Annotated in this window: 11 protein-coding genes and 1 pseudogene; 8 read left to right on the top strand and 4 right to left on the bottom strand. The window is 67.6% G+C overall.

The features are described 5' to 3' along the window. Positions 1-76 precede the first annotated feature (76 nt). The 4 genes from AC07N1_RS23855 (at position 77) to AC07N1_RS23840 (ending at position 8818) form a co-directional block, all read left to right on the top strand. Entirely contained in the window at positions 77-2416 is a 2340-nt protein-coding gene (locus tag AC07N1_RS23855) for a hypothetical protein (RefSeq protein ID WP_494674052.1), read from the top strand. 184 nt (positions 2417-2600) lie between these two features. Then, positions 2601-3263: a putative 2OG-Fe(II) oxygenase gene (locus AC07N1_RS23850; protein ID WP_494674051.1), complete on the top strand. Its 663-nt coding sequence runs from the start codon at positions 2601-2603 to the stop codon at positions 3261-3263. 83 nt (positions 3264-3346) lie between these two features. Further along, a complete protein-coding gene (locus AC07N1_RS23845; RefSeq protein ID WP_494674050.1) occupies positions 3347-5659 on the top strand; it encodes a heparinase II/III domain-containing protein in 2313 nt (770 codons plus the stop codon). A 231-nt stretch (positions 5660-5890) separates the two neighbouring features. Continuing rightward, positions 5891-8818: a TonB-dependent receptor gene (locus AC07N1_RS23840; RefSeq protein ID WP_494674049.1), complete on the top strand. Its 2928-nt coding sequence runs from the start codon at positions 5891-5893 to the stop codon at positions 8816-8818. 263 nt (positions 8819-9081) lie between these two features. Here AC07N1_RS23840 and AC07N1_RS23835 read toward each other — a convergent pair whose 3' ends face one another. Beyond that, positions 9082-10545: a glycosyl hydrolase family 28 protein gene (locus AC07N1_RS23835; protein WP_494674048.1), complete on the bottom strand. Its 1464-nt coding sequence runs from the start codon at positions 10543-10545 to the stop codon at positions 9082-9084. A 122-nt stretch (positions 10546-10667) separates the two neighbouring features. On the opposite strand from AC07N1_RS23835, the pseudogene AC07N1_RS23830 reads away from it, so the two are divergent. Then, positions 10668-10772: pseudogene (locus AC07N1_RS23830) on the top strand (hypothetical protein); the annotation flags it as partial. 9 nt (positions 10773-10781) lie between these two features. On the opposite strand, the gene AC07N1_RS23825 reads toward AC07N1_RS23830, so the two are convergent. After that, a complete protein-coding gene (locus tag AC07N1_RS23825; RefSeq protein ID WP_494674047.1) occupies positions 10782-12296 on the bottom strand; it encodes a tryptophan halogenase family protein in 1515 nt (504 codons plus the stop codon). Next, on the bottom strand, positions 12293-13810 hold the full coding sequence (locus AC07N1_RS23820; protein ID WP_494674046.1) for a tryptophan halogenase family protein: 1518 nt from the start codon (positions 13808-13810) through the stop codon (positions 12293-12295). Before AC07N1_RS23820 ends, AC07N1_RS23825 begins: the two co-directional genes overlap by 4 nt. Positions 13811-14120: 310 nt before the next feature. Here AC07N1_RS23820 and AC07N1_RS23815 point away from each other — a divergent pair, with 310 nt between their 5' ends. Both AC07N1_RS23815 and AC07N1_RS23810 read left to right on the top strand, forming a co-directional pair. After that, on the top strand, positions 14121-17333 hold the full coding sequence (locus AC07N1_RS23815; protein WP_494674045.1) for a TonB-dependent receptor: 3213 nt from the start codon (positions 14121-14123) through the stop codon (positions 17331-17333). A gap of 109 nt (positions 17334-17442) precedes the next feature. Then, positions 17443-18570, top strand: coding sequence for a glycoside hydrolase family 10 protein (locus AC07N1_RS23810; protein WP_494674044.1), 1128 nt, complete (start codon positions 17443-17445; stop codon positions 18568-18570). A 32-nt stretch (positions 18571-18602) separates the two neighbouring features. On the opposite strand, the gene AC07N1_RS23805 is transcribed toward AC07N1_RS23810, so the two are convergent. Next, positions 18603-18752 (bottom strand): hypothetical protein, encoded by a 150-nt coding sequence (locus tag AC07N1_RS23805; protein ID WP_494674043.1) that lies wholly within the window; start codon positions 18750-18752, stop codon positions 18603-18605. Between the two features lie 153 nt (positions 18753-18905). Here AC07N1_RS23805 and AC07N1_RS23800 point away from each other — a divergent pair, with 153 nt between their 5' ends. After that, positions 18906-19406 (top strand): FKBP-type peptidyl-prolyl cis-trans isomerase, encoded by a 501-nt coding sequence (locus tag AC07N1_RS23800; RefSeq protein ID WP_494674042.1) that lies wholly within the window; start codon positions 18906-18908, stop codon positions 19404-19406. The last annotated feature ends 50 nt before the right edge of the window (positions 19407-19456 follow it).

Here is a 19456-nt window from a genome sequence, read left to right as displayed (position 1 = left end):
GGCGAGGTTTTCGCCCCGGTTCGGCGGGAGCCATTCCCGCCCTTTCAAAAGCCTTCGGCAATCAAGAGCGGCGCGCATGACCCGACATCACCTGATCCTCGGCGTCAGCGCGCTGCTTGGCCTGATCGCCTCGTCGGCCCAGGCCGCGACCCCGCTGATCGACAGGATCACGTTCGGCGACGCGGCCTCGGAGGCCGCCCACGCGGTCGACGCCAAGGCGAGCGAGCTGGTGACCGGCGGCCTCGGTATCACTGCCCGACGCCTGCCGCCCGCCGCGCCGGGCGAGCGCTTCAGCGGCGAGCTGAAGTTCAACCTGGCGGTCGATCCGGCGATCCAGAACTACGCCTCGATCCGGCTGTGGGGCGGCGACGTCAACGACGGCAAGCTGGTGCTGTTCTGCGACGGCAGGCAGGTCGGCTACCGCCACCTGGGCGACGTCGAAATCCTCGACATCGGAACCCAGGCCCCGCCCTTCGCCGGGCGGTTCACCTACCGCACCTTCCCCCTGCCGATCACCCTGACCAGGGGCCGTTCGCGACTGGACTGCGCCATCCGCGCCAGCGGGCCTTTCGCCGTCTATACCCAGAAGTTCGAGAGCTTCCAGAAGCCGATGGCCCAGGCCTCGCGGCCGATCTACGCGCTCTACGTCCACGCCGACCCGTTCCTCGACAGCGAGGATGCGACGGGCCAGGCGCCGCCCCTGGCGGCCGCGCCGACGGCGGGACCAGAAGTGCTGGACGACCTGAAGGCCCGTGTGAACCGCGAGATCGAGCGCAAGCTGGCCCAGCCGGGGCCGGTGGAGCTGCTCGAGGCCCAGTTCCTGGCCCGCGCCTACCGCCTTGACTGGACCAGGGCCTACAAGAATCCGGCCGTGCTGAAGAAGCTGGTGCAGGCCGGCGACGCCTATGCCGTGCGGTTCCAGGCCGACCCGACCAGCGTCCATGTCGACGGCTCGCGCACCAATCCCGACTGGGAGGTTCTGGGACCCTACGGCAAGGTGCTGCGCCTGCTGGGCGCCGACGTCGCGCCCTATCTGGATGCGCCTATTGAAGGCGGGCAGGCCAGCCGCCGCGAGGCCTACGCCCGGATGCTGGACGCCGGGCTGCGCTACGCCCTGACCCATCGGCGGCTCTACACCAACCAGTCGATGATCGTGGACCTGCAAGGGATCTACTGGAGCAACGAGGGCCTGCGGGCGCTGGCCAGTCCGCTAGCCCGGCCCGAACCGGAGATGCGCCGGTTCCTCTACGAGTCGATGGGTCTTTCGCCCTGGAGCGGCAGTCTCGACGAGGCCGGCAAGCCGACCTTCTCCAGCTCGGCCGCCGATACGGGCGGCTTCCGTTCGGCCGACGACTACAGGCTGTTCACCGACGCCGGGCTCTCCAAGGAGCTGGGCTATGTGGGCAGCTACGGCGAGATCCTCGACTGGGCGGCGGGCATCTATCTGGCCACCGTCCAGGAGACGGGCGGGCAGGGCGATCCGGTGTTGCGCGACCAGCTCCTGAAGATGGCTCGGGCGCGCCTGCCGTTCCGCTATCCGGGCATCGACGCCGAGGGCGCGCGAACCATGCTGCTGGAGGCGCCGATCGGCTGGCGCGATCCCGTCTATCCCGGCGCGACCACCTATGTGCAGAAGTCGGGCTGGGACAACACGCCGTTCCAGGTCGCCGTCGCCACCCGCGATCCGCAGCTGATGGCGATCGCCCGCCAGGCCCTGGACGACGGCCAATACTACGCCGTGCTGCGCGATCGCCTGAAGGACAGGAACCAGCGCACCACCATCGGCCTGCTCGACGCCTATGACGAATGGCTGGCGGTGAAGGCCTGGCCCAAGTCCGACCTGAAGCTGCCGATGACGCCGGGGCGGCCCGACTTCGTGTTCGCCGACCCCGAGGACGGGGTGGTGGCGATAAAGAACGGCGACGCGGTGCTCTACGCCTCGCTCTACTGGCGGGCCAATTGCGGGGTGAACCGGCTGGCGCGGTTCCACTACCAGACCCCCACCATCGACCGCATAGCCACCATCGCCTCGCGGGTGGATTTCGAGCCCAGCGGCAAGACCTGCGTGCGACGGGCGACGCCGCACATCTCAGCCGGCTCGATCCCGATCGTCGCCTATCCGGGCGAGGCGCCGGCGGCGCTGGAGGGCGAGGTGCTGCCGGTGGCCAAGGGGCCGCCCGAGGCCCGCTACAAGGACCAGGACAACCCCTATGCCGGCCGCGGCCAGTACTACGAGGCCGCCTACGGTCCCTACCGGATCGCCATGAACGCCGGGACAAAGGCGGTGGTCGTCGCCCTGCCCAAGGCGGCGGGCGAGCGGATCGACCTCGTCACCCGGCGCAAGCTTGCGCCGGACGCCGCGAGTCTGACCCTGGCGCCGGGCGCGACGGCGGTGATCTGGTCGCCGGGGCGGTAGGGGCCAGTCGCGTGACGCCGATCACAAATTCATCGTCATCCCGGCCGCAGCGAAGCGGAGAGCCGGGACCCAGGGGCCGCCGCACCGCCCGTGGCCCCTGGGTCCCGGGTCTGCGGACCGCTGCGCAGCCCTTCGCCCGGGATGACGAGAAAGAAGGTCGGGTCGGATTTTCGGGAGAGCGGCCATGACCCACGACCACGACCTGCGGCTGGTCGCGCCGTTCAGCCCGACGATCATCAAGGCGACGATCCCGCCGGCCCTGGTCGAGCGCCTCAATGCCCGTATCGACGAGATCGTCGCCGATCGCGAGGCGGTCGCCGCCCGCGACTGGTCGGCCCATCTGGCCGGGGCGGTCAGCACCGAGATCCGCTTCACCGACGTGATCCGCGAGACCGCCGAGCTGTCCGACTTCCTCTACGACGTGGCCCGCACCTTCACTTACCGGTGCGAGAACGCGCTGATGCACTTTTCCGACTACGAGCGCACCGAGGAGCTGGAAGCGAAAAAGCTGCGCATCGAGATCAAGGAAGGCTGGATCAACGACATGGTCGCCGGCGACTACAACCCGGCCCATTTCCACCAGGGCTGCCTCTATTCCAGCGTCGGCTTTCTGCGCGTGCCGCCCGGCTACGAAGCCGAGTTCGCGGCCGACAAGGCCCGCCAGAACACCGCCGGCTGCCTGCAGTTCATCGACAGCCGCAGCGCCGTGGGGGTCAAGAACCTGTTCACGGTCAAGCCGGTGGTCGGCGACTTCTACCTGTGGCCGTCATGGATGCTGCACTGCGTCTACCCGTTCCGCAGCCCGGGCGTGCGGCGGTCGATGGCCGTGAACCTGGCCCTGGCCTGAGGCGGCTTGCGCAGTGTCTTGCGCCTTGTTCTGATATCGATATCATAATCTTGAGCCGGAAGAGCTTGCGGGGAGTGTTGCGCGTGAAGAGCCTGATGAAGCTGACGGTGTCCGGTCTGGCCCTGGCGGCCTGTCTCGTGGCGGGGGCCGCTTCCGCTCAGACCCTGAAGTCGGGCCACCCTTACCTGACCTTCAGCGACGCTCACGTCGCCCAGTTCAAGGCCCGCGTCGCCGAGGACCCGAACGCCAAGGCCGCCTGGACCAAAGCCCGGGCCGACGCCGACGCGGCCCTTGCGCGCAAGCCGGCCAGCGACCGCGAGCTGAACGCGGCGCTGATGGGCCTGTCCCTGACCTACCGCATGACCGGCGAGCGCAAATACGCCGACCGCGCCAAGGCCCTGCTCGACATCTATGCCGGACGCGCCAACTGGGTGACCGACAAGCCGCTCTTGGCCCGCGACCCGGTGTGGAACTCAGACCTCGGCATGGGGACCAGCGCCTACACCTTCGGCCTGACGTTCGACGCCATCCACGACGCCCTGACCCCGGCCGAGCGCGACCGCCTGGCCAAGGCCCTGGTCAAGGGCGCGATCGCCCCGACCCTGAACGACTGGGTCGACGGCAAGGAACGAATCCACAGCCTCGACACCATGGGCCACAACTGGTTCAGCCACATCGTGTTCGGCGCCGGCGTGGCGGCGATCGCCATCAAGACCGACGAGCCCCGGGCCGACGCCTGGATCCGCCGCATCGACGAGGCGGCCGAAGAATGGGCCAACTACGACGGCAGCGCCATCGAGACCAAGCCAGCCCACTTCGCCTCGAACGGGGCCTTCGTCGAGAGCGTCAACTACGCCGACTTCGCCGCCGAGGGTTACCTGCGCTTCAAGCGCGCCTGGCTGGACGCCTTCAAGGAAAAGCCGGCGGCGACGCCGCGCCTGGCGGGTCTGGGCGACTACTTCATCCAGAACCTCTACCCGACCAGCGGCGGCTTCCTGTCGACCAATTTCGGCGACGGCAATCCGACCTCCAGCGGGGCCAGCGCCATCGCCAACCTGTGGGCCACGGGCGACCAGCAGGCCCGCTATCTGTGGTACCTGAACACCGTCCGCCCCGATCCCAAGCAGGACGTCTTCGCCGAGCCCGAGAACCTGGTGCAGTGGCCCTCGGCCAAGGCTTGGGCGTCGGTGGGCAAGGGCCCCGGCCTGCCGACCAGCTGGATCGACGACGACCTGGGGGCCGCGACCATGCGTTCGTCCTGGGCGCCGGACGCGACCTTCCTGGCCCTGCGCTCGGGCTTCACCTGGAACCACAACCATGCCGACGCCGGCAGCTTCATCCTCTGGCACAAGGGCAAGCAGTTGCTGATCGACTCCGGCAACAGCAGCTACGCCCGACCCGAATACGACGGCTACTACCGCCAGAGCGTGGCCCACAACGTCGTGACGCTGGACGGCCAGGCCGAGCCGGAGAGCAACACCTACAACGGCTCGCACTTCGTTGGACGGGTGGACCACCTTGTCGACGCCGGCGACCTGCGCTTCGTCTGGGCCGACGCCACGGGACCGAACGCGGCGACCTTCGAGCGCAAGTACCGCAGCTTCCTGTGGGTGGGCGACACCATCCTGGTCATCGACGACCTCAAGGGCTGGAAGCCTGGCCGGTTCGAGTGGCTGCTGCACTATGAAGGCGAGGCCAGGCGCCAGGGGCAGGTGATCACGGTCAAGAACGGCGAGGCCGAGGTCGCGGTGCGGCCGCTGTTTCCGCAGACCCTGCCGGACGGCGGGCTGTTCAGCGACTATCCCGAGCTGCTGCGGATGGCCGAGGGCAAGGGGCTGAAGGACCACGCGCCCGACGAAGCCCAACCCTATCTGCGCCTGCAGGCGCCGGGCGTCACCGACCGCACCAAGTTCGTCGTCGCCCTGACGCCCAATGGTCCGGATCCCGCGCCGAAGATCGAGCGGGTCGAGGGCAAGGACTGGCTGATGACGCGGATCACCCAGAAGGGCGAGGTGACCGAGGTCTATCTCAACCTGCTGGCCGACGGTCGCATCCGCCACCGCAACGCCAACGCCGAACTCGGCGGCTGGCGGACCGACGCCTACCTTCTCGCCCTGACCTATCCGGAGGGCGGCTCGCCGTTGAAGCCGAAGCGGTGGTTCGTCGCCGACGGCAGCTATCTGCGCCGCGAGGGCCGGGTGGAGCTGGACAGCCTGTCGAAGGCCTTCGTGGTCAAGACGCGGACGGGGCAGGGCGTCGAGGCCAGCATCCAGGGCCAGCCGACCTACGCCGTCCGCCTGGCCTGCGATGGCGCGAAGACGATCCGGATCGACGGCGCCGCCAAGGCCTGCGAGGGCGACGTCGCCCTGGCCCGGCGCTCGCTTCCGCCGCGCTGAAAACCTCTGAGACCGATTGTCGCATTTGTCAGACAAAAGAGTTGCCAGCTATCACTGATATCGATAACAATTGAGATGTAGCCGGTAAGGCGCGCCGTTCGAGCGCGCCGCCTGCTCGGGAGTGAAACAGAGGGCGCGCCAAGCGCTCGACGCCAACAGGAGAGCCCGCGCAAGCGGGACCAGACGGACCGCGCTAGCTTATCGGGCGCAGGTCTCGCAGGAGGGGAAACCATGCGAACCGAATTCCGCGCGCGGCTGCTGCTGACCGCATCGACCGCCGCCGTCGCCCTCGGCGCGGCCGGCCTGGCGCAGGCCCAGACCACCACGCCCGCGCCGGCCGCCGAGGACACCGTCGAGGCGGTGGTCGTCACCGGCATCCGCCAGAGCCTGCAGTCGGCCGTGCAGGTGAAGAAGAACACGATGGAAGTCGTCGACTCCATCCGCGCCGAGGACATCGGCAAGCTGCCCGATCCCAACGTCGCCGAGACCCTGACCCGGATCCCGGGCGTGCAGGGCTATCGCTACGGCGGCGAGGGCGCCTCGCCGGTCGGGGTCGGTTCGGGCCTGACCATCCGCGGCCTGTCGGGTCAGACCGCCTCGCAGGTGGACGGCCGCTCCTATTTCACCGCCGGCGGCAGCGAGTTCAACATCGAGGGCGCCATCCCCGGCATGATCGCGGGCCTGGACGTCTACAAGAACCCCTCGGCCGAGCACATCGAGGGCGGCATCGGCGGCCTGATCGACATCAAGACCCGCCGACCGCTCGACCTGCCGAAGATGTCGGGCAGCGTCGCGGTCTCGGGCCGCTACAACGACATGGTCCAGCAGATGCAGCCGGAATATTTCGGCCTGGTCTCGCACAAGTGGGACGTGGGCGACGGCGAGATGGGCCTCTTGCTGGGCGCCAACTACCAGAAGAGCTGGAACCGGTCGGACAACGCCCCGGGCCCCGGCGGGACCAACCTGCGCCGCGTGGCGCGGGCCGACAGCGGCGACTGCAGCGCGACCAATCTGGGAACCGCCTACAACGCCGGCTACACCGGCCGCTCCGACGTCTCGTGCCTGATCGGGGTGACCGACGCCCAGGCCCTGGCCATGTCGGCGACCGACCGCGCCAACCTGGTCAACATGGCCGGCGTGCAGATCAACATCAACGAGGAGGACATCCGTCGCACCCGCAAGGGCTTCGCCGGCGCCTTCCAGTGGAAGGTGCGGCCGGGCCTCGAGGTCTATGTCGACGGCAACTACAACTCCTACCTCTACCACCAGAGCTATCGGTTCCTGAACGGCTCGGACAGCCGCTACGTCCAGGGGCTGGCGACGACGGGCTTCAGCACCACCGAAGGCCTGGCCAACCGCAACAGCAACGGCGGGACCGACGAGGTGCTGGCCGGCCGGCGCTTCGCCAGCGGCACCTTCCTGGGCTCGACCTTCAGCTCGATCGGCGGCGACGAGCACCGCCTGTACGAGACCTGGATCCTGGCCGGCGGCGCCAAGTGGTCGCCGACCGACGACCTCGACCTGAAGGCCGACCTCTCCTACGTGAAGGCCGACCAGAGCCAGGACAACCGCTCGGTGACCATGACCCCGAAGGCGGGTCTGAGCTGGGACGTGAAGCGTTCGATCGGCACGCCGCAGACCGTGTCGATCAGCGGTCCGGACCTGGCCAATCCGGCCAACTGGGTGCTGGTCAACTACGCCAACGGCACCAACAACGTCTATGACGACGCAGGGGTGGCCGCCCAGTTCGACGGCAAGCTGCGCATCCACGACAGCTTCATCAAGGACGTGAAGTTCGGCGCGCGCTACTACCGGAAGAAGTCGAAGTTCTACAACTACTCCTTCAGCGGCAAGAACCTGACGACCGACGGCTTGGCCCTGACCGCCAACCAGTCGAACGGCATACTGGCCTCGACCGTGCAGGACCTCGTGGAGGGCTCGCACACCAACTGGTTCGACGGCGAGGCCGGCTATTCCGGCGGCTTCCTGACCTTCGCGCCAGACGCCCTGCTGGGCGACAACGTTCGCAACCGCTTCGCCCTGGCCGGCATCCCGTCGGAAGACTCGCTGCCCGAGGTGCTGCTGTCGCGCCGCAAGGCGGTGGAAGAGACCCTCGCCGCCTACGGCGTGGTCGATTTCGCCTTCCTCGACGACCGCATCCGCGGCAACGCCGGCGTGCGGGTGGTGCGCACCAACCTCGACGCCGAGGCCCGAGTCACCGACACCAGCGGGACGACCTCGGTCATCGTCCCCAACACCAAGAGCAACGAGTACACCGACGTCCTGCCGACCCTGAACGTGACGGGTTACATCCAGGACGATCTGCTGCTGCGCTTCGGCTTCGGCAAGGGCCTGACCCGGCCCAGCGTCGGCGACATCAACCCGACGGTCTCGGTCAACCTGACCAGCGGCACGGGCAACCAGGGCAACGCCAATCTCCAGCCGCTGCGGGCCTACAGCTACGACCTGTCGCTGGAGAAGTATTTCGGCTCTACCAGCTACGTCTCGGCCGCCGCCTTCTACAAGAAGGTCGACGGCTTCCCGATCGGGGTGGAGAGTTGCCAGACGGTGGCGACCTCGCAGCCCTATACCGGCGTGACGCCCAACAACTGCCCGACCGGCCAGTTCCGCATCACCCAGACCCAGAACGCCGACCCGGGCTTCGCCAAGGGCGTGGAGTTCGCGGCCCAGACCTTTTTCGACTACGACTTCGTGCCGGGCTTCCTGCACGACTTCGGGGTCCAGGGGTCGTACACCTGGGTCAAGACCGAGCTGCCGATCCTGATCAACGGCAAGGTCGTCAAGGTACGCCAGCCTTTCCAGTCGGACCAGAACTGGAGCCTGGCGGGTCTCTACGAGAACAAGATCGTCTCGGCGCGGCTCGTCTACACCTACCGCTCGGACTACGTGCTGTTCGGGGTGTCGGCCAACCCGATCGACGGCCGCTACCTGAAGGGCTATGGCCTGCTCGACGCCTCGGTGAACGTCAACCTGCGTGACGACCTGACCCTGTCGCTGACGGCCTCGAACCTGACCAACAAGGCCCCGGTCCGCTATGTGGGCGAGCCGGACAACGGCTACGACACCGATGTCCTGCGCCAGTACTTCATGAACGGCCGGGTCTACGGGATCAGCCTCCGCTACAAGTTCGGCGGCTAGCCGCCGACGCTTTCCCCTCCCGAGGGCTGGGGCGCCGTCCGCGACGACGGCGCCCTTTCTTTTGGGCCGAACCCATTTTTGGGCGCCGCCCCACTCTTGGGCGCGGCCCCTCCCATCTCCCGTCATTCCCGCCCTTGTGGCGGGAACCCCTGGTTCCGCTTGCATGGGAAGAGCAAGCGACGTGCTCGGCACGTCGCCTCAATCGCACTTGCGGCGGATAGAGGGTTTCCCGCCACAAGGGCGGGAATGACGGGAGTTTTGGACTACCGGATCTTCAGCCCCACCACCTCGCCGCTGACGGCGATGTCGCCGTCGACGGGCGTCCGCACCGGTTTGCCGGCGATGGTCAGGTTGTCGATCGTCACGTTCTTCACGGCCGTCGTCGTCGAGAGCCCTCGGATGATCGACGGGCTGGGCAGGCCTTCGCCGGTGAAGGCCACGTCGCGGATCGTCACGCCGTCGATCCCCCGGCCCGGGGCCTTGTTGTAGCGCGGGTTGTTCCCGGCCACGAGGTTGATCAGCTTGCCCTCCTCGATGCGGTCGATGCGGATGTCGCTGAAGGTGATGTCCTTGATCAGCGTGCTGTCGCCGGAATAGGCGGCGATCACGCCCTCCCAGTCCGGATCGTCCTCGTCGAGATTGGCCACGTCGATATTGTCGAAGGTCACGTCGCGGATGGTGCGGGGATCGGCGTTGTCGCCGAAGTGGCCGATATAGAGAGCGTGGGCGACGTCGACCCACAGGCGCATGTTCGACACCTTGATGTCGAAAGTGTCGCCGGGCGGATTGGGATCGGGAACGCCGGTCTGGGCGGCCTTGGCGCGGCACAGCGGGCAGTCGGCGACCGCGTAGACCACCACGGCGTCGTCCGACACCCGCAGATAGCCGTCGGACACCTTCACGTGGCGCGAGGTCGAGATGTTGATCCCGTCTGACCACTTGCCCGAGGTGAAGCCGGTCAGCCGGCTGACGCTGACGTTCGCGGAATTGCGGATGTTCATCACCCGGGCTGCGTCCTTGCGGTCGCTGTTGACGATGATCAGGTCGGAGACCTCGATGTCGCTGGCCTTCTCCAGGTCGATCGCCCGGCCCGGATCCCACAGCAGGCCGCGTCCCAAGATCTTCACGTCGCTGACGCCGGAAAGATCGAAGGCGCCCTTCAGCACCGCTCCGCCGTCGAGATAGACGCGCTGGCCCGACTTGACCGGGAAGTAGTCCAGGCCCGCCGGCGGGGTGTGGAAGCCGGGGCCGAAATAGACGACGTCGCCGCCGGTCGGGCGCGGCGGGGGCAGGGCGCCGGCGACGATGTGCAGGTTGCGCAGGCGGTCGTCGTCGAACTGCAGCGAGAAGCGCTCGGGCTTGCTCAGGGTCATACGCAGCACCGGGCCCTGGCGCTGGGGCTTCACGGCGCTGGACAGCGGCGCGACCGAGACCTCGGCGAAGCGGCCGTTGTTCTTCATCACCTCCAGCTCGACCGTCCCGTCGAAGTCGAAATAGACCATCGAGGCGTTCGTCTTGGTGTCGGTGTCGACCTGCACCCGGTATTCGTAGAGGTCGCGCCATTGCCCGCCCGGCGCGCGGACGCGGACGGTGAAGTCGTCGTTGTGGGCCGCGTACATCAGCTGAGGCGGAACCGGATAGGTCCGCAGCTCGCCGGCCAGGGCCGTCCCGCCCAGCATCAGCAGCGCGGCCAGCGCCGTCGCGGCGCGTGTCTTCCCGTGGCTCATCCGTCTCCCGCCCGTATTGGTTATCGATCTTATGATATCGATATCAATAAGTGCTGGAAGGGGGCAAGCTTCATGTGCTCGAGGCTACGGCGCACCTGGAACCGTCAGGCTGCAAACCTCGTCATCCCGGCCGCAGCGAAGCGGAGAGCCGGGACCCAGGGGCGACTGCAGTGCGCCGGCCCCTGGGTCCCGGGTCTGCGGCGCTGCGCGCCTTCGCCCGGGATGACAACAGAGTCCTAAGCCGCCTCCGCCTGCCGTACGCGGTCGGCAACGAAGGCCATATGGTCGGGCATGGTGTCGGCCGAGCGGGCGATGACCGCCTGGATCTCGTTCATCCGCGCGCGCAGCAGGTCCTCGCTCATGACGTCGGCCATCGGGTCCCAGCCCTTGGGCTTGAGGCCCTGGCCGACCATGACGGCGAACCAGGAGGTGTCGTTGAACAGCTCCTCGTTCTCGCGGAAGATCCGGCCGTGGCTCTCGAAGACGGCGATCTTGTCGGCCAGGTAGTCGGGGATCGGCATCTCCCGCAGATAGTCCCAGTAGGGCGTGTCCGAGCGCTCGGTGGCCTTGTAGTGCAGGATGAGGAAGTCGCGGATCTTTTCGTACTCGAAGATCATCACCCGGTTGTAGCGGTCGATGTCTGGCTGCTGGAACCGGCGGTCGGGGAACATGGCCAGCAGGCGCGAGATGCCCACCTGGATCAGGTGGATGCTCTGGCTTTCCAGCGGCTCCATGAAGCCGGCCGACAGGCCGATGGCCACGACGTTCTTGTTCCAGCTCTTCTTGCGGCGGCCGGCCTTGAAGCGCAGCAGGTTGGGATCGGCCAAGGGCTCGCCGTCGAGATTGGCCAGCAGGTAGGCCGTGGCCTCGTCCTCGCTGATGTGCGCGCTGGAAAAGGCGTAGCCGTTGCCGATGCGGTGCTGCAGCGGGATTCGCCACTGCCAGCCGGCCGGGCGGGCGGTGGCGCGAGTGACCGGGTCGGTCGAGCCTCCGGAGGCGCAAGGGAGCGCCACGGCGCGGTCGTTGAGCAGCCAGTGCGACCAGTCCTCGAAGCCGCTCTTCAGCGCGCCCTCGATCAAGAGGCCCCGGAAGCCCGAGCAGTCGATGAAGAGGTCGCCCTCGACGAGCGTCCCGTTCTCCAGCGTCACCGACTCCACGAAGCCGTCGGTCCCGCGCAGGGCGACGTTCGTGATCCTGCCCTCGATGCGGCGCACGTGGCGGGCCTCGGCGTAGTCGCGCAGGAAGCGGGCGTAGAGGCCGGCGTCGAAGTGGAAGGCGTAGGCGATGTCGCCCAGCGGCGAGTTCTTCTGCCCCGTCGGACGCTGGAACTTCGCCTGCGAGGCGGCCAGCGACTGCAGGGAATATTCGGAAAGGTCGGCGGCCTCGCCCATGGCCTGGTAGCGCAGCCAGTAGGCGTGGAACGACACCCCTTCCATGTCGACGCCGTAGGGGCCGAACGGGTGATGGTAGGTGTGGCCGATCTGCTTCCAGTCTCGGAACTCGATGGCCAGCTTGTAGGTGGCCTTGGTGCGGCGCAGGAAGTCGTCCTCGTCGAGCCCCAGCATGCGGTTGAACATGTTGATCTGGGGGATGGTCGACTCGCCGACCCCGACCGTGCCGATGGCTTCGCTCTCGATGACGGTCACCTTGGTGACCCCGTCCTTGAGGAAGCGCCCCAGGGCGGCGGCGGTCATCCAGCCGGCCGTGCCGCCGCCGACGATGACGACGTGACGGATGCGGTCGTTCGTCATGCGGGAACTCCTTCGCTGGCGCCGCAGTAACGGGCGACGAAATCGGCGTGGCTGGGCATGGCCTCGGCCGTGCGGGTGATCAGGGCGGACAGGTGCGACAGGCGCTGCATCACCTGGCCCTCGGGCAGGCTGTCGACCAGCGGGTCCCACTCCTCCGGCACGATGCCCTGGCCCAGCAGCACGGCCAGCCAGTTGGGCTCGTGGAAGAGGTCGTAGTCGGAGGGGAACCAGCGGCCGCGGTGGGCGAACAGCTCCATACGCCGCGCCAGGCTGTCGGGCACGGTCATCGACGACAGGTAGCGCCAGTAGTCGGTGTCGTCGCGGCGGGTGGCGTGGAAGTGCAGGACCACGAAGTCGCGGATGCGGTCGACCTGCTCGGCGGTCAGGCGGTTGTATTCGTCGATCTCCAGCGGATCGAGGCCATGGCCGGGGAACAGGGCCAGCAGCTTGGTGATGCCGGCCTGGATCATGTGGATGCTGGTGCTTTCCAGCGGCTCGATGAAGCCGGCCGACAGGCCGATCGAGCAGACGTTCTTCTCCCAGGCCCGCTCGCGGCGGCCCGGCGTGAAGCGCAGGAAGTTGGGCTCGTCGGTCGGCCGGCCGTCGAGATTGGTCAGCAGGGTGTCGAGCGCCCGGTCGTCGTCGACGTGCTGGCTGGAATAGACGTAGCCGTTGCCGATGCGGTGCTGCAGCGGGATGCGCCACTGCCAGCCGCCCTCGCGGGCGGTGGCGCGGGTGAAGGGCGTCAGGCCGTCGCCGCCCAGTTCGCACGGGATGGCCACGGCGCGGTTGTTGGGCAGCCAGCGGCTCCAGTCCTGGTAGGGGACCTTCAGGGCCTGGCCGATCAGCAGGCCGCGGAAGCCCGAGCAGTCGACGAAGAACTCGCCCTCGATCCGGCGGCCGTCCTCCAGCACCACGGCCTCGACGAAGCCGGTCTCGGCGTGCTGGGCGACGTCGGCGATGCGGCCCTCGACGCGGGTGACGCCCCGCGCCTCGGCGAAGCCGCGCAGGAAGCGGGCGTAGAGGCCGGCGTCGAAGTGATAGGCGTACCTCAGGCTCGACATCACCTTGGTCGGATCGGGATCGGGCAGGGCGAAACGCCAGCGCCGGGCCGCGGCCTCGGTCAGGTTGAAGTCGCCGATCGGGCCGGCCTGCCGCGCGAACTTTCGCCAGACCTGGTGGAACTTCACCCCCTCCAGGTCGAGGCCGAAGGTTCCGAACGGGTGGTGGTAGGTCTCGCCGATCGCGCCCCAGTCGACGAACTCGATGCCCAGCTTGAAGCTGGCCTTGGTGGCCCGCATGAAGGCGCGCTCGTCCAGGCCCAGCATGGCGTTGAAGGTCAGGATCGGCGGGATGGTGGCCTCGCCGACGCCGACCGTGCCGATGGCCTCGGACTCGACGAGGGTGATCTTCAGGTCCTGGGCGCCGAGGGTCTTGGCCAGGGCGGCGGCGGTCATCCAGCCGGCCGTGCCGCCGCCGACGATGACCACGGACTTCAACCGTTGGTCTGACATGGTAAGCCCCCTCCACCCCGAAGATCTTATGTCCGGACGGCCTTTGGCGACCGTTTCAAGCGGGTCGTAAATTGACGGCGCTGTCGGGCTTTGTCACCTCGCCTTCGCGAGAAAAGCGTTTTCAGGCCTTGGGGTGGGGTGGATAGCTGAGTGAAAACAGCATCTTAACCTCCATATTGCGTCAGATTGCAGAGTTCTTTCAACGCTCTTGACGTGGTCGACCTTTGCCATATCATCAGACCAATAATGGTCTCGACATATGACCAATGGTAGCGCTACCGAGCTACCGGGACTGGGGAGGAATACAAGAATGAGCTCCGCAAAAGGAGCGTCCGCGACCCGTGGGCGCCATACTCTCGGCGACAACCTGAAATTCGGCCTGCGCTGCGGGGCCTCGGCCCTGGCGCTGAGCCTGGTGTTCGGCGCCTCGGCCCTGGCCCAGACCTCGGCCAAGAAGGACACCACCGAAGACACGGTCGACGAGGTGGTCGTCACCAGCATCAAGCAGAGCCTCAAGAGCAGCCAGCAGCTGAAGCAGTCGTCCGAGATCATCGGCGACTCGATCACCGCCGAGGACATCGGCGCCCTGCCGGACCGCTCGGTGACCGAGGCCCTGCAGCGCGTGCCCGGCGTGTCGATCAACCGCTTCGCCGCCGGCGTCGACCCCGACCACTTCTCGGTCGAAGGCTCGGGCGTGGTGGTCCGCGGCCTGAACTTCGTGCGCTCGGAGCTGAACGGCCGCGACACCTTCACCGCCAACAACGGCCGGATCCTCAGCTTCGCGGACGTGCCGTCCGAGCTGATGGGCGGCGTCGACGTGTTCAAGAGCCCCTCGGCCGACCTGATCGAGGGCGGCATCTCGGGCACGGTGAACCTGCGCACGCGCCTGCCGTTCGACAGCAACAAGCGCATCCTGTCGCTGTCGGCCGAGGCCAGCTACGGCGACATGGTCGAGAAGTGGAAGCCGACCTACTCGTTCCTCTACAGCGACCGTTTCGACACCAGCATCGGCGAGATCGGCGTCCTCGCCAGCTTCGTGAACTCGGAACTGGCCAGCCGCAGCGACGCCATCCAGGTGTCGAATTTCGGCTGCCGCACCAACCTGGGCGTCTCCAGCGGCGATTGCGGCAATGGCACGAAGGGGGTGTGGTTCCCGCGCGGCGCGGCGTTCCGCTCGACCACCAATGAGCGCGAGCGCCAGGGCCAGGCCGGCGCCATCCAGTGGAGAAGCAACGACGGCACGATGCAGGCCGCGTTCCAGTACCTGCGCTCGAAGTCGACGACCAAGTGGACCGAACACGCCGTCGAGATCGCCACCGACAACGTGACCAGCAACGGCGACTCGCGCCCAGCCGCCGGCACGACCTTCACCTTCGACGAGGACGGCGTCTTCACGAACGGGATCATCACCGGCACCACCGGCTGGCGCGCCGACCAGAACGGCTCGGATCCGCGCACGCCGATCAACGGCCTGCAGTCGAACAACGTCCGCCGCGACGAGCAGACGACCAACCTCACCACCGACTACGGCTTCAACTTCAAATGGACGCCGAACGAGCACTGGGGGATCCTGTTCGACGCCCAGCACGTGGATTCCAAGGTCGATGCGATCAGCATGGGCCTGTGGGGCTCGACGTTCCAGAACGCCGCCATCACCCTGAACGGCGACGACACGCCGAACGTGACCTTCACGCCGCCGGCCAACGGCACCTCGCTGGTCACCTGCACGACCTACAGCGCCAGCTGCCCGTCCTACGCCCAGGGCTCGCACGCCAGCCTGAGCGACCCGTACAACAACTTCTGGCGCTCGGCGATGGACCACATCGAGCAGTCGGAAGGCACGGAAGACGCGATCAAGATCGACGTCGAGTACAAGTTCGCCAACGAGGGCTGGCTCGACTCGATCAAGGGCGGCGTGCGCTGGTCTGAGCGTGACCAGACCACCCGCTTCTCGGCCTACAACTGGGGCGTCGTCAGCGAGATCTGGGGCAGCGGCGGCCCGGTGTGGATGGACGACGCCATCAACGGCAATCCGACCACGGCCGGCGGCGCGAACAGCACCGCCCTGGTCGAGAAGTACGTCTTCGACGACTTCATGCGCGGCAAGGTCGGCGTCCCGACCGGTTCCGACGGGCGGCTGTTCTATGCGCAGAACCTGATCGACAACTACGCCGCGGTCTCGCAGTTCGCCCTGTCGGTGGGCGACGAGTGGCGCACGCGCCTGGTCAATGGCTGTCCGCAGAACTGGGTGCCGCTGGCGCAACGCTGCAACGTCATCTCCGGCACGCCGTTCCGCCCGCAGGAGATCAACCCGGTCAATGAAGGGACCGAGTCGGCCTACCTGATGGCCCGCTTCAAGGGCCAGACCGGCGACTACAAGGTCAGCGGCAATGTCGGCCTGCGCTACACCAAGACCGAGCGCGTCGCCGACGGCTACCTGGCCTTCCCGCTGGCCTCCAGCCTGCCGACCGAGCTGGATTGCGCGTCGGTTCCCGCCGGGCAGACCCCTTCGCCCTTCTGCCAGCTGACGCCGGCGGTCCGCTCCGCCTCGCGTCTGTGGGCCAACGGCGCCCTGACGCCGAACAGGGCCAGGGCCACGTTCGAGTACCTGCTGCCGAGCTTCAACCTCAAGGTCATGGCGCCGCACGGCCTGCAGTATCGCTTCGGCCTGTCGAAGACGATCACGCCGCCCGACATCGGCCTGACCCGCAACTTCTACAACCTGACCCTCAACACCAACGCCGACGGCATCACCAACGGCGTGCCCAGCGGCAACGTCCCCGTCGGCAATCCCTATCTGAAGCCCACCCAGTCCAAGAACATCGACGCCTCGGTGGAATGGTACTTCGCGCCGGTCGGCTCGCTGACCTTCGCGGCCTTCTGGAAGGAACTGACGGACGTCGCCTACAACCGGACCAGCCGCCTGCCGTTCACCAACAACGGCGTCACCTTCGATGTGGTGATCACCCAGCCCGGCAACTCGGACGTCAAGGCCACGGTCAAGGGCTTCGAGGTCGGCTACCAGCAGTTCTACGACTTCCTGCCCAAGCCGCTGGACGGGTTCGGCATCAACGCCAACTACAGCTACATCGAAAGCAGCGGGGTGCCGCAAAGCACGCTGTCGGCGACCGACCCCGACGTGGCCGCCGGCCGCATCACCACGGTCGACACCAGCAAGCTGCCGCTGCAGGGCCTGTCCAAGCACAACGTCAACTTCGCGGCCATCTACGAGAAGGGCCCGGTGTCGGCGCGCCTGGCCTACAACTGGCGCTCGGACTTCCTGCTCACCGTCCGTGACGTGATCGTGCCGTATGCGCCGATCATGAACGAGGCGACCGGGCAGCTGGACGGCTCGTTCTTCTACACCGTCAATCCGAAGGTGAAGGTGGGCGTCCAGGCGGTGAACCTGCTGAACGAGACCACCCGCACGACCCAGGTGCTCAACAGCAACCTGCTGAAGACCGGCCGGTCCTGGTTCGTGAACGACCGGCGCTACACCTTCGTGGTGCGCGCCAGCTTCTAGTCTTCGACCGGACGCGCGGCCGCTTATCCGCCGCGCGTCCACCTTCCTGCCGACTTTGTCCGCGCATCGTCGACCCTGGCGATGCGCGGTTTCTTTGAGTGAGGCCCTGATGATCGATCGCCGACAGCTGCTGCTCGGAGCGGGGGCCGCGGCCGCCCTGGCGTCGCCGGCTCTCGCCGGTGGTCAGGCGCTGAAGGACCTCGCCGCCAGGAAGGGCCTCGTCTTCGGCAGTGCGGTCGGCGCCGGTCCGCCCGGTTCGCTGACCGGCTCGTTCGAGGACGCCCGCTACCGCGCGCTGCTGGCGGCCGAGTGCGGCGCGCTGGTGCCGGAGAACGAGCTGAAGTGGTACGTGCTGCGCCCGGCCGAGCAGGCGTTTGCCTTCGCCCGCGCCGACCGCATCGCCGCCTTCGCCGCCGAGCACGGCCAGGCCCTGCGCGGCCACACCCTGCTTTGGCATCACCCGCAGTGGTTCCCCGGCTGGCTGAAGGGCTACGACTTCGGGAACAAGCCGGCGGCCAAGGTCGAGGCGATGCTGGCCGAGCATGTCGACCGGGTCTGCGCCCGCTATCCCCAGGTCTATTCGTGGGACGTGGTCAACGAGACCGTCGATCCCGCCGACGGCGCCCTGCGCCGCACGGTCTTTTCCGACGCCATGGGCGGGGTCGAGCCGGTGCTGGACCTGTCGTTCCGCCTGGCCCGCAAGGCCGCGCCCAAGGCCCGGCTGGTCTACAACGACTACATGAGCTGGGAAGCCGGCAACGAAAAGCACCGCTACGGCGTGCTGAAGCTGCTGGAGGGTTTCAGGAAGCGCGATGTTCCGGTCGACGCCCTGGGGATCCAGAGCCACATCGGGGCCGAGAACGCCGACAGCTTCACCGGTTTCGGCCGGCCGCAGGAGAAGGACTGGCGGGCCTTCGTCGATGCGGTGACGGGCCTGGGCTACGACCTGGCGCTGACCGAGTTCGACGTCCACGACAAGGGGCTGCCGGCCGATTTCGCGGCCCGCGACGCGGCCGTGGCGACCTACGGCAAGGCCTATCTGGACCTGATGCTCGACTACCGCCAGACCCGGGAGCTGCTGGCCTGGGGCATGGTCGACAAATATTCCTGGCTGCAGAACCAGTGGCTGCGCCAGGACAAGGCCCCCAAGCGGCCGACCCTTTATGACGACGACTATCGGCCCAAGCCGCTGCGCGAGGCGGTGGCGGCGGCGCTGGCCGGCGCGCCGGCGCGGTAGGGGAGGGGAAGGGGCGTTCGCCGAGCGCGCCTTCAGGCCGGCGGCGTAAGGCGCGGACCCCATTGCAGGAAGGCGGCGAGGGCCAGCGAGCCGATCACCGCCCAGCCGACGAACAGCGCGAACATCGGATGGCGCTGCCACCAATGGGGGCCATTGAGCGCGCCGCCAGAAGACCTGGCCATGACGTTTCCTTCCCGACGAGCGAAGAACGGTCTAAGTAGAAAACAGCCGTTCTTCTTCTCAGACCAACGCGAGCCCTCGGTTTTTAGTGTGCTCTCGTTCAGCCGAATGTCTATCCTGACATTTCGCCGCACAAATAACACGAGTCGCCGAATATGCGCACCGCTCTCATCGCCCTGGGGTTGTTGCTGGCCGCGGGTCCCGCCCTGGCCCAGACGCCGACGCCCGCTCCGGACGTCACCACCAACGCCGCCGCCGACAACCTGACCAAGGCGACGGCCTGGCTGGCCGCCAACGCCAAGCAGCCGGGCGTGATCAGCCTGCCGTCGGGCCTGCAGTACAAGATCACCACCTCGGGCGCGAAGACCGCGCTGTCGCCGAAGGAAGGCGACGTCATCAAGGTTCACTACGAGGGCAAGCTGGTCGACGGCACGGTGTTCGACAGCTCGTTCGAGCGCGGCCGGCCGATGATCGCGCCGCTGGGCGGCCTGGTGCCGGCCTGGATGGAAGCCATCCCGAAGATGAAGGTCGGCGACGAGTGGACGCTGTTCGTGCCGCCGAGCCTCGGCTACGGCGACCGCGAAGCCGGCCCGATCCCGGCCAACAGCGTGATGATCTTCCGCGTGAAGCTCATCGACATGATGACGGCGGACTAGACCGCCTGGCGGCGGCCCCCTCCGGCCCTCCGGGCCACCTCCCCCAGAGG

The sequence above is a fragment of the Caulobacter sp. GW821-FHT09B11 genome (genome assembly GCF_059418205.1).
The sequence above is the reverse complement of the archived record's forward strand: the minus strand, read 5'-3'. Positions and strand labels throughout refer to the sequence as shown.